Source organism: Neisseria sp. 83E34, from assembly GCF_001308015.1.
Lineage (GTDB): Bacteria > Pseudomonadota > Gammaproteobacteria > Burkholderiales > Neisseriaceae > Neisseria.
This window is the reverse complement of sequence record NZ_LGYH01000010.1, coordinates 19212-31835: the sequence shown is the minus strand read 5'-3', so window position 1 is coordinate 31835 and position 12624 is coordinate 19212. Positions and strand designations below refer to the sequence as shown.

At 48.6% G+C, this 12624-nt stretch carries 11 protein-coding genes; 1 reads left to right on the top strand and 10 read right to left on the bottom strand.

What is annotated here, in order from left to right; genetic code table 11:
- Positions 1 to 113: 113 nt before the first annotated feature.
- The 10 genes from xerD to gmk form a co-directional block, all read right to left on the bottom strand.
- Positions 114 to 986, bottom strand: coding sequence for a site-specific tyrosine recombinase XerD (gene xerD, locus AKG09_RS09895; RefSeq protein ID WP_054619283.1), 873 nt, complete (start codon positions 984 to 986; stop codon positions 114 to 116).
- A gap of 36 nt (positions 987 to 1022) precedes the next feature.
- Positions 1023 to 1481: a methylated-DNA--[protein]-cysteine S-methyltransferase gene (locus AKG09_RS09890; protein WP_054619282.1), complete on the bottom strand. Its 459-nt coding sequence runs from the start codon at positions 1479 to 1481 to the stop codon at positions 1023 to 1025.
- 169 nt (positions 1482 to 1650) lie between these two features.
- Positions 1651 to 3441, bottom strand: coding sequence for a bifunctional chorismate-binding protein/class IV aminotransferase (locus AKG09_RS09885; RefSeq protein ID WP_054619281.1), 1791 nt, complete (start codon positions 3439 to 3441; stop codon positions 1651 to 1653).
- 114 nt (positions 3442 to 3555) lie between these two features.
- On the bottom strand, positions 3556 to 5511 hold the full coding sequence (gene rpoD / locus AKG09_RS09880) for an RNA polymerase sigma factor RpoD (RefSeq protein WP_054619280.1): 1956 nt from the start codon (positions 5509 to 5511) through the stop codon (positions 3556 to 3558).
- A 478-nt stretch (positions 5512 to 5989) separates the two neighbouring features.
- Positions 5990 to 7768, bottom strand: a complete 1779-nt coding sequence (dnaG, locus tag AKG09_RS09875; RefSeq protein ID WP_054619279.1) for a DNA primase — start codon at positions 7766 to 7768, stop codon at positions 5990 to 5992.
- Between the two features lie 69 nt (positions 7769 to 7837).
- The gene (locus AKG09_RS09870) at positions 7838 to 8281 is read right to left on the bottom strand and encodes a GatB/YqeY domain-containing protein (protein WP_054619332.1); all 444 of its coding nucleotides are present in this window, start codon (positions 8279 to 8281) and stop codon (positions 7838 to 7840) included.
- 102 nt (positions 8282 to 8383) lie between these two features.
- Positions 8384 to 8596 (bottom strand): 30S ribosomal protein S21, encoded by a 213-nt coding sequence (gene rpsU, locus AKG09_RS09865; RefSeq protein WP_002214819.1) that lies wholly within the window; start codon positions 8594 to 8596, stop codon positions 8384 to 8386.
- A 251-nt stretch (positions 8597 to 8847) separates the two neighbouring features.
- The gene (locus AKG09_RS09860; protein ID WP_054619278.1) at positions 8848 to 11004 is read right to left on the bottom strand and encodes a bifunctional (p)ppGpp synthetase/guanosine-3',5'-bis(diphosphate) 3'-pyrophosphohydrolase; all 2157 of its coding nucleotides are present in this window, start codon (positions 11002 to 11004) and stop codon (positions 8848 to 8850) included.
- Between the two features lie 11 nt (positions 11005 to 11015).
- The gene (gene rpoZ / locus AKG09_RS09855; RefSeq protein ID WP_054619277.1) at positions 11016 to 11222 is read right to left on the bottom strand and encodes a DNA-directed RNA polymerase subunit omega; all 207 of its coding nucleotides are present in this window, start codon (positions 11220 to 11222) and stop codon (positions 11016 to 11018) included.
- A gap of 73 nt (positions 11223 to 11295) precedes the next feature.
- Positions 11296 to 11913: a guanylate kinase gene (gmk, locus tag AKG09_RS09850; RefSeq protein ID WP_054619276.1), complete on the bottom strand. Its 618-nt coding sequence runs from the start codon at positions 11911 to 11913 to the stop codon at positions 11296 to 11298.
- A 123-nt stretch (positions 11914 to 12036) separates the two neighbouring features.
- Between gmk and AKG09_RS09845 the strand changes: the two genes are divergently transcribed.
- Positions 12037 to 12597, top strand: coding sequence for an adenine phosphoribosyltransferase (locus AKG09_RS09845; protein ID WP_054619331.1), 561 nt, complete (start codon positions 12037 to 12039; stop codon positions 12595 to 12597).
- The last annotated feature ends 27 nt before the right edge of the window (positions 12598 to 12624 follow it).

Genomic DNA, 12624 nt, shown 5'->3' with positions numbered 1-12624 from the left:
TCCGTTAGTGTGATGGATTATTTGATTTATGCTTGTTTTGGTATAGTAACAATTATGATTATATTAAAAAATTGCTGTTTTTGGGGATTGAAGCTTTATTGACTGATGGTTATTTAACCACGCGGATGATGCGTTTCAACGATGTTCTTCAGGCGTTCGTTGGCGACATGAGTGTAAATCTGGGTGGTGCTGATGTCGGCATGTCCGAGCAATAATTGCACAACACGCAAGTCTGCTCCGTGATTAACCAGATGAGTGGCAAAAGCATGCCGCAGGCCGTGCGGGCTGAGGTGATTGATGCCTGCTGCTTGAGCGTATTTTTCTACAATCATCCAGGCAAGCTGGCGGCTGATGCCGCTACGTTTTTGGCTGACAAATAATTTATCGCAGATTTTGTTTTTTAATAAAAGCGGACGCGCTTCGGTGATGTAGCGTTCTATCCAGTAGCCGGCTTCTTCGCCCAATGGCACGATGCGTTGTTTGTCGCCTTTCCCGATGGTGCTGATAATACCTTTTTGTAAGTTGGGTTCGCCGATTTTGAGGTTGACGGCTTCGCTTACACGCAATCCGGTGGCATAAATCAACTCTAATAAAGCCTTGTCGCGCAGGCCGTGAGCGGTTTCGATGTCGGGCGCGTTGAGCAAGGCATCAATTTGGCTCTCGGTAATTAGTTTGGGCAGGGTTTGGATTTGCTTTGGGGCGGTAAGGTGTTGGGTCGGGTTGTCGCTGCGCTGTTCGGTTTCGAGCAGCCAGCCGTAGAGGCGTTTGCAGGCGGAAAGGGCGCGGGCTTGTGAGCGCGGTTTTTCATCTGGATGGTAAACCGCGGATGCAAGGTCGTTGCTTTGCGCGGTTTGCCAGTTTAAGCCGTGTTTTTCTAGGCGGGCGGCGAGTTTTTCCAAGTCGCGCCGATAGCTTTCAAGGGTGTTGCGGCTTAGGCGGTCGTCGAGCCAGAGGTGTTCGAGCAGTCGGTCGATTAGGTCGTTCATAGTTGATGTTTTTCAGACAGGCATTGTCATAAGTCGTTAAATGTTGACGCCTTCGTGTTGCAGTAACCAGTGTTTGATGGCAAGGGCGTTGCCGTTGCCGCTGGAAAAGCCGCCCAAGCCTTGCTTGGCAACAACGCGGTGGCAAGGCACCACTAAGGCTAAAGGGTTTTTGCCGCACGCACCGCCAACAGCGCGCGGATGGCTGCCGATTTTGCGGGCAATGTCTTGATAAGTCAGCACTTGGCCGGCAGGAATATCGGCAATAGCCTGCCACACTTTTTGCTGGAATACAGTACCTTGCTTGGAAATGGGATGGTTGAAGTTTTTCAGTCGGCCTGAAAAGTAAGCGTCGAGTTTTTGTCGCCAGACATCGGGTAGGGGATAAGGCGCGTGTTCGGGTTTGCCGTGCAGCTTCAGCTCGATAAGGTTTTGCTGATTGTCGAAAATTAAGGTGATATCGCCGAATGGTGCGGCATAAAGGCAGGGGTAGTTCATGGCAGCATGATAATGAAGAGGCTTGCCGCTTATTTTATCCTATCCGGCTATCAAACTTAATATTTATTATGGTAAGGCAGGGATTTGTAGCTGTTACGCGGATTCACTATACGTATATCACCAATGCCTGTCTGAAAATCTTTCAGACAGGCATTGGTAAACAGCTGGGTTATTTTAGAGAAACTTCAAAAACACCACGTAAGGCATTGCTTAATAGTATTTTTTCTGCGCGTAAAACATCTTCTCCGGTGAGGCGGCTTTCGGTTAACGGTATGTCGCCCAGATAGCGTTTAGGGTCGGCAAACACGGCTTGGCGCATGACGCCGTTGAGAATGTCCAAGCTGGTTGGCGGGGTATGGTAGACACCGTTAATCAATAGAAACACATTGCTGCGGCCGCCTTCAAGTAGGAAGCCGCTTTGGTTAAAAAACAGGCTGTCGAATGCGCCTTGAGCTTGCGCGGTTTGCCAACCTTGATCGTAAATATGCCGGTGGCTGGTTTTGAAACGGCGTAGGAAATCGGCGTCGGGTAGGGCGGTTTCCGAGAGTGTAATGTGTTGTGGTGTGTCAAAATCGGTGAGTAGCCCGATTTCGTGTTGCAAGCTGCCGTCGGGCTTTAGGATGATTTTGAGGCGGTGGGCATGTTGTGGCAGAGAGGCTGCTATGTTGCGGATATGATTGGCAGCGGCGGTTTCATTATAAGGTATGTTTAATGTGTGGGCGCTTTGGGCGAGCCTTTGTAAATGATAGGTCAGCAGCATGCTTTGCCCGTTTTCAATGCGGATGGTTTCTATCAGGTCGAACTCGGGCGTTAATTGTGTGATAAAGCGGGCTTTCCATTTACATTCTTCATATTCTGTTTCACTGTCGCTGTCCCATACAATACCTGAGCCGACACCATATACGGCATCGTAGCAATCTGTTTGCTTGGAGGGGGTAAGTTGCAAGGTTCGGATAACGACGTTGAGCGTGCCGTGAAAGCCTAAGCCGCCGGTGCATGGAGCAAGATGGCCGATGCTGCCGGTATAGAGCGCGCGCGGTTCGGTTTCTAATTGGTTAATCAGGTGCATGCTCATACGTTTGGGCGCGCCTGTGATGGAGCCGCAGGGAAAGGTGGCTTTGAAAATATCGGCGGCGTTTGTATCGGGTTTGGCTTGGGCATAAACTGCACTGGTCATTTGCCAGACCGAACCGAATCGGGAAACTTTAAATGGTTCGGGCACACGCACGCTGCCGGTTTCGGCAATTTTTCCCAGATCGTTGCGCAGTAAGTCGACAATCATGATGTTTTCGGCGCGGTTTTTGGGGTCGGCTTGTAATTCTGCTGCGCGGATTTGGTCTTTCCCATCATCCAAAAAAGGTGCCGTGCCTTTCATAGGTTCGGTAAGAATCTCGCCGCTTTCGGATATATTGAGAAACAGTTCGGGCGAAAAACACAATGTCCATACACCTTGCTGCGCCTTATCCGGCAGGCAGGCTAAAGTGGCATAGGGAACCGGTTGGCGCAATCGGGCGTAGAGTTTGACAGGGTTGCCGTAAGCTTGGGAATGAAGGCGTGTAGTGTAATTGATTTGGTAAGTGTCGCCACGGGCGATGGCTGCTTTGATCCGGTTGATGGCCTCGGTATAGGCGGCTTTGTTGACTGAATTGCAGGCACAAGTGAGGCCGGCGGGTTCGCTGCCGCTTTGTTCGGACAGCCATTGTTGCGGATTGTCGAGTACGGTTTTTTCTGCAAACCAGTGCAAAGCGAGTAAACCGTGTTCTGCAGACAAGGTTTGCAAAGGCAGGCCGAATTCGTAGTCGGCAAAAATAACGACATTTAGGTTTTCTTCCCAGCCTTGTTTCAGACAGGCATCAAGTTTATTGATTTCATCGGGTAGTAAAAACTCGCTGCGTATGTGGTTTTGAAAGAGTTGCGCACGGTTGGCAACAACGTCGTCAAGCAAGGCGAAGTAGGGCATATTTAGAATTCGGCGAAGTGAAATTCGGATGTAGGTTTTAGGCAGGCATGGAGTTTATACGATATGCACAATAAAAAAGCGCAAATTGGATTTGCGCTTTTTTTCAGATAGGCACTATTGTTTGCCTTCTTCGCTATCCAAGAAGCTTTTCAAGCGGTCGCTGCGGGTTGGATGGCGGAGTTTGCGAAGGGCTTTGGCTTCAATCTGACGGATGCGTTCGCGGGTTACGTCAAACTGCTTGCCTACTTCTTCAAGCGTGTGGTCGGTGTTCATGTCGATACCGAAGCGCATACGCAATACTTTCGCTTCGCGCGGCGTGAGGCTTTCCAATACATCTTTGGTTACTTCGCGCAGGCTCGAATACATGGCCGCATCGGAAGGCGCAACGTTGTTAATGTCTTCAATGAAGTCGCCCAGATGTGAATCATCGTCATCGCCAATCGGTGTTTCCATAGAGATCGGCTCTTTGGCGATTTTCATGATTTTGCGGATTTTGTCTTCCGGCATTTCCATTAATTCGGCCAGTTTCGCAGAATCAGGCTCTTCGCCGTTATCTTGCAGATATTGGCGGGCAATCCGGTTCATTTTGTTGATGGTTTCAATCATATGAACGGGAATGCGGATGGTACGCGCCTGGTCGGCAATCGAACGAGTAATGGCTTGGCGTATCCACCATGTTGCATAAGTGGAAAACTTATAGCCGCGGCGGTATTCGAATTTATCCACCGCCTTCATCAAGCCGATATTGCCTTCTTGAATCAGATCAAGGAATTGTAAGCCGCGGTTGGTGTATTTTTTCGCAATCGAAATCACCAAACGTAAGTTGGCTTGAATCATTTCCTGTTTGGCAGCGGCGGTTTCTTTTTCGCTTACCACCATGTTTTTGTTGATTTCTTTTAATTCGTCAATCGAAATGCGCGCCTGCTTTTCCATTCCGGCCATTTCGGTTTGTTTTTCCAGAATGGCATGTTGGAAGCGGCTTAATGCATCGCTCCAAACGCGGTTTTTGTTGATTTCTTCGCCCACCCAGTCCAAATTGGTAGTGTTGGGCAGGAAAGATGCGATGAAGTAATCGCGGTCCATATGTACGCGGTCTAAGCAGATGTCGCGAATTTCACGCTCAAGCTTGCGGATTTGATCAACATTGTTGCGCAGGTTGCTGCTGAGGTTTTCGATTTGGCGTGTGGAGAAACGCACTTCCAGCAGTTTGTTGGCGATGGCATCGCGGTGCTCCAGATACTTGGGATGTTTGCTGTCGTATTTGTCGAGCGCAGCAATCATTTTTTCGTAGCTTTCATTGATGCCGTCGAAATGTTCGAGCACTTTCTGCTTCAACTCTTCCAAGTTGGTGTTTTCCAGCGTGCCGCTATTGTCTTCTTCATCTTCATCTTCGGAATCTTCTTCTGCTTCGTCCTCGTTGCTCTCTTCGTTTGAATCGGTAGCAGCAGTTTCCAAATGGCCCAGCCCCAGTTCGTTGAGCAGCACTTCGTTCGGGTCAATAATGGCTTCAACGGCTTCATCCACTTTGATTTCATCATTACGCACCTGCTCAATCAGTGCCAGAATTTCGGCAATGGAGCCTGGGCAGGCAGAGATGGCCTGAATCATGTTTTTCAGGGCGTTTTCGATTTTTTTGGCGATGATGATTTCGTCTTCCCGGGTGAGCAGATCCACTTGCCCCATCTCACGCATATACATACGCACGGGATCGGTGGTCCGGCCGAATTCTGAATCGGCGCTTGAGAGGGCGGCTTCGGCTTCTTCTACGGCGTCATCATCGGTAATGCCTGTGCTGTTGTCGTTCATCAACAAGGTGTCGGCGTCGGGCGCTTCTTCGGTAACTTGAATGCCCAAGCCTTGAATCATGTTGACGATGTTGTCGATTTGCTCGGCGTCAGACATATCATCGGGCAAGGCGTCGTTGATTTCCGCGTAGGTGATATAGCCGCGGTCTTTACCCATGATAATGAGCTGGCGCAGGCGGGCGCGCTGCTCTTCCGGCGTGAGCGGACGGTTGTCGTCGCGTTCTTCGTTTTCGGAGTCTTGAATGTTGTTGTGTTGGTTGGTCATTATCAGTCTCGGTATGTTCGGTCGGCATCCGCACGCGAAAATGGGTATTCTGCTTTGTTTGTGCAGCTGGGATAGGGTTCGGCGGATTTTTGATAATCGTCATTTTTGCCTGCTATAGCATCATCTGCTTTCAGGCGGTGGAATTTATTGTTCCGCTTTTAAATGGGGATGTCTGCTGCGATTGCAAGCGTGTGGCGGAAAAAAGCCAGTATTATATAAAAATCTTTTTGCTCCAACAAGATAAGGCTTGTCTGAAATAGAAGGTTTTTATGTGGCAGAGCTGTGAAATGCATGTTTCATACAAAGTGCCGATTTGAGGGCTGTTTAAATAGTAGAACTAGAAACGGCAGTGAAGTATGAAATTTTCGGTTTTATCGCTATGGATGGTTTTTGTTTGGTTGTGTTACTCCACCAAATAGGGTTGTGAAAATATTTGAGGGTGTTTTTCAGACAGGCTTCAAGCTTGTTGTTGCTGTGTCTATGCTTGGTGCTGTTTTTGTACTAATAAGTTCAACAAAAGTTTTTTCTCTGCGTCATTAAGGCCGCTGGTGCTGCTTTTGGCTTTTAGGGCGTCGATTTGGGCGGAGTGAAATTCGTTCAAGAGTTTGGCCATGCCTTGTTTGAATTCTTGCTGGCTTTCTTTGCTTATGGTGTCGGGTTCGGCATCATATTCGCTGTTTCGGAAAATATTGACTAAAACGGTTTCATAAGGGCCGCCGCGCATGTGTTCGAAAATATGGGCGCTGTTGGTGATGTGCGGGTTGTTTTTAATGGTCTCGGCTATGTTTGCCAGACAGGCCAAATCGCCTGTGAGCGGCAAATATTCAGGGAGGTGTATGTGTTCTGCCCACTCGGGGTTGGCAAGTAGAGCACGGATTTGTTTTTGTGCGAGGGTTGCCATTTGCGGCTGGCGGGCAGTGCCTGCGGGGAGCTTATAGCTTTTTTGCTTGACTTGGCGTTTAGGTGCTTCTTGCCCGAGCAGTTGGGCAAGATTGGCAGGGTCGATGCCGACTAGGTCGCTTAATTTTTGTTTGAGCAGAAAGCTTAATGCGGGCGCATTGATTTGGGCAAGCAGGGGCGCGCTGGTTTTTACGAGTTCGGCTTTGCCTTCTTGGGTGCGCAAGTCGAGCGTTTCGGTCAAGGCATCCCAAATGTATTCAGACAGGGGTTTGCTTTGATGGATAAGGGCATCTTCAAATTTGGCTTTACCAAATTCCCGAACATAGCTGTCAGGATCGTGTTGTTCGGGCAGGAAAAGAAAATGAAGCGATTTATCGTCTTTCAGTTGGGGCAGTGCGTTTTCAAGTGCACGCCATGCGGCTTTGCGGCCTGCTGCATCGCCATCGAAACAGAAATAGATGCTGTCGGTTTGGCGCATCAGAAGTTTTACATGTTCCGAGGTGGTGGATGTGCCTAGTGAGGCGACGCTGTAGCCTATGCCGAATTGGGCGAGGGCAACCACGTCCATGTAGCCTTCTACTACCAGAATGCGACCGGCATCTTTGATGGCTGCGCGGCCTTCGTAGAGGCCGTACAGGTTTTTGCCTTTATCAAACAGGGGTGTGTCGGGGGAGTTAAGATATTTGGGTTTGGAATCATCCAGTACGCGGCCGCCGAAACCGATGATTTGCCCGCGCGTGTCGCGTATGGGAAACATGATCCGGTGGCGGAAGCGGTCGTAATGTTTGCCTTCGTTTTCGATAACCATGCCGCTATCGATGAGTGCGGTGTTTGGGTATGGCTGGAACACTTGAGCCAGTGGCTGCCAGCCTTCCGGCGCGTAGCCCAAGCTGTAATGCTCGATGATTTCAGAGTTTAGGCCGCGTTGTTGAAGATAGGACTGTGCTGTCGGGTAAAGCTTGAGTTGTGCACGGTAAAAATCTGCGCAAGCTTGGGTGGTTTCTTCGAGGGTTTGCTGCTTTTTTTTGCGTTCGGCACGCTTTTCGGGATTGTCGGCTTGGCCTTTGGTGCGGGGTACGGTCATGCCGACGCGGTCTGCCAGAAATTGCACGGCCTCTGTGAAGCTCAAGCCTTGGTATTCCATGATAAAACCAATAGCCGAACCGTGGGCGCCGCAGCCGAAACAGTGGTAAAACTGTTTGGAGGGGCTCACGGAAAATGAGGGGGATTTTTCTTTATGAAACGGGCAGCAAGCCATATAGTTTGCCCCGCCTTTTTTGAGGGGCACATGTTCGTCGATGATGTCTACGATATCAACTTTGGCAAGCAGCTCGTCAATGAAGTCGGATGGAATCATGGTGAGGTAGAGTGCGTTTCAGACAGGCATTGCCCTTACATTGTTTAATGCCTGTCTGAAAAAAATCAATCAGCTTAAACGGGCTTTAAGGATTTTATTGACTTCGCCCATGTCGGCTTTGCCGACAAGAGAAGTTTTCAATAACCCCATTACTTTACCCATATCGGCCATGCTTGCCGCACCGGTTTGCGTTACCGCGGCGTCAACGGCGGCTTGAATTTCTTCGGCGCTCATCATTTCAGGCAGATAACGGTTTAATACGTTGATTTCGGCAGTTTCTTTGTCTGCCAAATCGGCGCGGCCTGCGTCGGTGTAAATTTTGGCCGAATCTTTGCGCTGCTTGATCATTTTGCTCAGAATGGCTGTGATTTTTGTGTCGTCCGCTTCGGTGCGTTCATCCACTTCAAACTGTTTGATGGCGGCATTGATTAAGCGGATGGTTGACAGCGACACTTGGTCTTTGGCGCGCATGGCTGTTTTCATGTCTTCGGAAAGACGGGCTTTTAAAGTCATCATTCGGGCTTTCGTTGAGTGTTTTCAGACAGGCATTCTAAATGCTAAAAACACCGAAAAACAGTTCCCGGTGTTTTTATTTTCGTGATGTATTAAATCGGCTTAATACATTTTAGGAGGCAGCTGTTGGCTGCGCAGGCGTTTTTGCAGGCGTTTAACTGCCGCCGCTTTTTTGCGTTTACGCTCAGTAGTTGGCTTTTCGTAAGCTTCGCGGGCGCGCAGCTCAGTTAACAATCCGGTTTTTTCTACAGCGCGTTTGAAACGGCGCATGGCAACTTCAAAAGGTTCGTTTTCTTTTACACGAATAGCAGGCATTTTATTTCCTAGTATCAAGTTATATTGTTCGGGTAAAACTGCGCCGGATGATTGATGGGCAGTTTGGATAATTTAGTATGGTGTATCTCGGTTTCGCAGCTTGCGGGGCGGGGATACGCGCCGTGATGTAAACATCACCTCCTAACCATGCCTGCCGCTTTAGCCGCAGGCGGAAAATAATCAGCCTGTAGTAATACAGGCTGGAAAATCATGTGATTATCTTAAAAAATGTTTGCCTTGTCAATGAGTGTTTACACGCGGGTCACACGGCGGACTTGCGGGATATGGTGTAAGGCATGGATGATTCGGTTAAGTTGAGCCAAGTCTTTGGTTTTTATTCGGAATTTGAATTCAATAAACCCTTCGATGCCGGCTTGGCTTTGAGACGGGGTTTCAACGGCTTCAATATCCGCACCTTCACCGGAAAGTGCTTGTGCCATAGCTGCCAGCAGGCCGTGGGTGTCTTCTGATGCAACTAAAATATTGGTGCGGTAGGTACGGTTTTGGATAGCGTCCCAATCAGCGTCAAGTTGCTGGTCTGGATCGGCTTTTAAGATGTTGGGGCAGGTATCGCGGTGAATAATCATGCCCTGATCTTTGATGATTAAAGCTTTGATTGCATCACCCGGAATAGGGTTGCAACATTGGCCTAAATGCACACGACCGGTTTCGTTGCCGCTGATTTTAATCGGGCTGAGTTTTACCTCATCGCCGAAATGCTTGCCGGCCAGTTCAGCAATATGCATGGCTACGGAGGCGGGCAGGGTGTGTCCCATGCCGACATTATATAAAACGTCTTCAAAAGTAGTTTGTTGATTGTTTAAATCGGCAAGATATTTTTCTTTCAACTCTTCAGACAGGAGTACGTTTTGCGGCAGCAGGCTGGAGAGTGCTTTTTGCAGCAGGTTTTCACCAAGCAGGATAGCATCTTGGCGGTTCATATTTTTAATATAGTTTCGGATGGCGCTGCGCGCGCGGCTTGAAACAGCGAAATTGAGCCACGCAGCACTCGGGCGGGCCTGCTCGGAAGTGATGATTTCTACCGTATCGCCTGTTTTCAGTTTGGTACGCAGCGGCATGGCTACTTTGTTGATACGGGCGGCAATACAGCGGTGGCCGACATCGGTGTGTACGGTGTAGGCAAAGTCAATCGGTGTAGCGCCTTTGGGCAATACGATAATCTTGCCTTTGGGTGTGAAGATGTAAACTTCGTTGGGGAATAGATCGACTTTTACATGCTCTAAAAATTCGGTTGCGCTGGCACTGCGCGATTGTAAATCTAGAATATTTTGCAGCCATGTATTGGTGTTTATGGTGGCTTGGTCGAGCTTGTCATCGCCTGATTTGTAAGCCCAGTGGCTGGCCACGCCGCCTTCGGCTACGGCTTCCATCTCGCGCGTGCGGATTTGCACTTCAATAGGCAGGCCGTAGGGGCCGGTAAGTGTTGTGTGGAGGCTTTGGTAGCCGTTGCTTTTCGGGATTGCGATATAGTCTTTGATTTTGCCTGGTTTCGGTTTGTAAAGTTGGTGTAATGCGCCCAGAGCAGCGTAACAAGCAGGAATGTTGTTCACAATCACGCGAAAGCCGTAAATATCCATTACTTCGTCGAAGCGAATGTTTTTGTTGCGCATCTTTTGATAAATGCTGTATAGGTTTTTTTCGCGGCCTTTGATTTGTGCTTCGATATTGGCGCTGACTAGGCGCTGGCTGAAGGCGCTCAGCACTTTACCGACTACATCATGGTGATCACGCCTGAATGCGCTCATGGCTTTGCGGAGCGCTTCGTAGCGGTTGGGGTAAATATTTTGAAAAGATAAATCCTGAAGTTCGCGGTAAGCATTGTTCAGGCCGATTCTGTTGGCAATCGGTGCATGGATTTCGAGTGTCTCATTGGCAATGCGCCGGCGTTTGTCGGGACGCATGGAGCCGAGCGTGCGCATATTGTGCAGACGGTCAGACAGTTTGACGATAATCACACGGATGTCTTTGGTCATTGCCAAGATGAGTTTGCGGAAACTTTCCGCTTGATGTTCGGCTGCGCTGCCGTATTCAAGCTTTTCCAATTTGGATAAACCGTCTACCATATCTGCAATGGTGTCGCCGAATTCTTCCGCAAGTTCGGCTTTTGTGGTGCCTGTGTCTTCTAAAACGTCATGCATTAAGCCCGCGCACAGGGTTTGTAAATCCATATGCCATTTGGCCAGCTCGGTGGTCACGGCAATCGGATGGGTGATGTAAGGTTCGCCGCTTTTACGGGTTTGACCGTCATGGGCATGAAAAGCGTAGGCGCAAGCTTTTTCAAGTTGAACCAGCTCTTCTTTGCCTAAATAAGCCGCGGTACGGAACAGGAGGGTACGGGCTTCGGCGGTTAGTTTGTCGTAAGGGGCGGTTGGTTTGGGCGCGGACATGGCAATGCCTGTTATTTGTTACGCTTTAGAATATCGGCGGTAATTTGGCCTGCAGCGATTTCACGCAGTGCGGTAACGGTAGCTTTGTTGTTGCGGATGTCTTCGACCAAAGGAGCCGTACCGTTTTCCAGTTGGCGTGCGCGGCGCGCTGCTGCCAAGGTTAAATCGAAGTGATTGGGGATTTTGCTGATACAGTCTTCTACTGTGATACGGGCCATGTCGTTTCTTTCCTGATATTAAGATAAATAAAAAATTTTGATTAAAGTATAGTGTAAATATTGTCGCTAAATTTTAAGAATTTTCCAATAGGTTTTCGATAAATTGTTTTTGATTTGATTGCTTTAATCTATTGGATTTGATGATGTGCAGCAAGTTGTTTTCTGCTTCGTCCAGATTGTCGTTGACGACTAAATAGTCGAAAAGCAGTGACTGCTCAATTTCATTGCGGGCTTCAGACAGGCGTTTGTTAATGACTTCTTCACTATCTGTTTTCCGGCCCCGCAAACGGTCGCTCAAGCTTTGGAATGACGGCGGCAGAAGGAAAATGCTGATGGATTCGGGTAAGGCACGGCGGATTTGTTCTGCTCCTTGTACGTCGATTTCCAATATCACGTCGTAGCCTTGGTTTTGCAGTTGCTCAACACTTTCTTGGCTGGTGCCGTAATAGTTGCCGAAAACATTCGCGTATTCTAAAAAGGCGGATTGATTGATCAGATGTTCGAATTGTGAAGTATCAACGAAATGGTAATGCTTTCCGTTGATTTCACCTTCACGGGGTTGGCGGGTGGTGTGTGAAACGGAAGCGCAGATGTCTTTGTTACGGTTGAGCAGACGGGAAACCAGGGTGGTTTTGCCTGTGCCGGAAGCGGCGGACACAATAAAAATATTGCCTTTTTTGGGGGTGTGCATAATCGAATGGGAAATGGTTTTATAATCTATTAATTATACAGCAGGCATTTGAATTCAGACAGTAAAACATAAAATTTGTTACAATGATTTGTTTTTGTTAATTGAACGGGAACTGGATCTATGATGTTGACTCATGCTGATGCGATAGGTGTTCGTGAATTGGCCGAGAAAATCAGAAAAATTCCGAACTGGCCGGAGAAAGGCATTCTTTTTCACGATATTACGCCGGTTTTACAGAGTCCGCAGTATTTCAGATTGCTGGTTGATTTGCTGGTGTATCGCTATATGGGGCAGAAAATTGATGTGGTAGCCGGATTGGATGCCCGTGGTTTCATTATCGGCGCGGCGCTGGCATATCAGTTGAATGTGGGTTTTGTGCCGATTCGCAAAAAAGGCAAGCTGCCTTTTAAAACGGTTTCCCAAAGCTATTCTTTAGAATATGGCGAGGCTGTTGTTGAAATACACACCGATGCTGTACAGCCTGGATCAAGGGTGTTGTTGGTGGATGATTTGGTGGCGACAGGTGGCACGATGCTGGCAGGGGTCGAGCTGATTCGGAAGTTGGGGGCGGAAGTGGTTGAAGCATCGGCAATTTTGGAGTTTACAGATTTGCCGGGCGGCAAGAAAATCCGCGATGCCGGAGTGTCTTTGTTTACCCTGTGTCAGAATGAAGGATGCATGTAAGTTTAGTTTACATGTCTCGCAATAAAT

Excerpts from the sequence above, each read along its gene's own strand:
- AKG09_RS09860 (WP_054619278.1), bottom strand. The coding sequence starts at position 11,004 with ATGTCCGCGCCCAAACCAACCGCCCCTTACGACAAACTAACCGCCGAA.
- xerD (WP_054619283.1), bottom strand. The coding sequence starts at position 986 with ATGAACGACCTAATCGACCGACTGCTCGAACACCTCTGGCTCGACGAC.
- AKG09_RS09870 (WP_054619332.1), bottom strand. The coding sequence starts at position 8,281 with ATGACTTTAAAAGCCCGTCTTTCCGAAGACATGAAAACAGCCATGCGC.
- AKG09_RS09845 (WP_054619331.1), top strand. The coding sequence starts at position 12,037 with ATGTTGACTCATGCTGATGCGATAGGTGTTCGTGAATTGGCCGAGAAA.
- rpoZ (WP_054619277.1), bottom strand. The coding sequence starts at position 11,222 with ATGGCCCGTATCACAGTAGAAGACTGTATCAGCAAAATCCCCAATCAC.
- gmk (WP_054619276.1), bottom strand. The coding sequence starts at position 11,913 with ATGCACACCCCCAAAAAAGGCAATATTTTTATTGTGTCCGCCGCTTCC.
- rpsU (WP_002214819.1), bottom strand. The coding sequence starts at position 8,596 with ATGCCTGCTATTCGTGTAAAAGAAAACGAACCTTTTGAAGTTGCCATG.
- AKG09_RS09890 (WP_054619282.1), bottom strand. The coding sequence starts at position 1,481 with ATGAACTACCCCTGCCTTTATGCCGCACCATTCGGCGATATCACCTTA.
- AKG09_RS09885 (WP_054619281.1), bottom strand. The coding sequence starts at position 3,441 with ATGCCCTACTTCGCCTTGCTTGACGACGTTGTTGCCAACCGTGCGCAA.
- rpoD (WP_054619280.1), bottom strand. The coding sequence starts at position 5,511 with ATGACCAACCAACACAACAACATTCAAGACTCCGAAAACGAAGAACGC.
- dnaG (WP_054619279.1), bottom strand. The coding sequence starts at position 7,768 with ATGATTCCATCCGACTTCATTGACGAGCTGCTTGCCAAAGTTGATATC.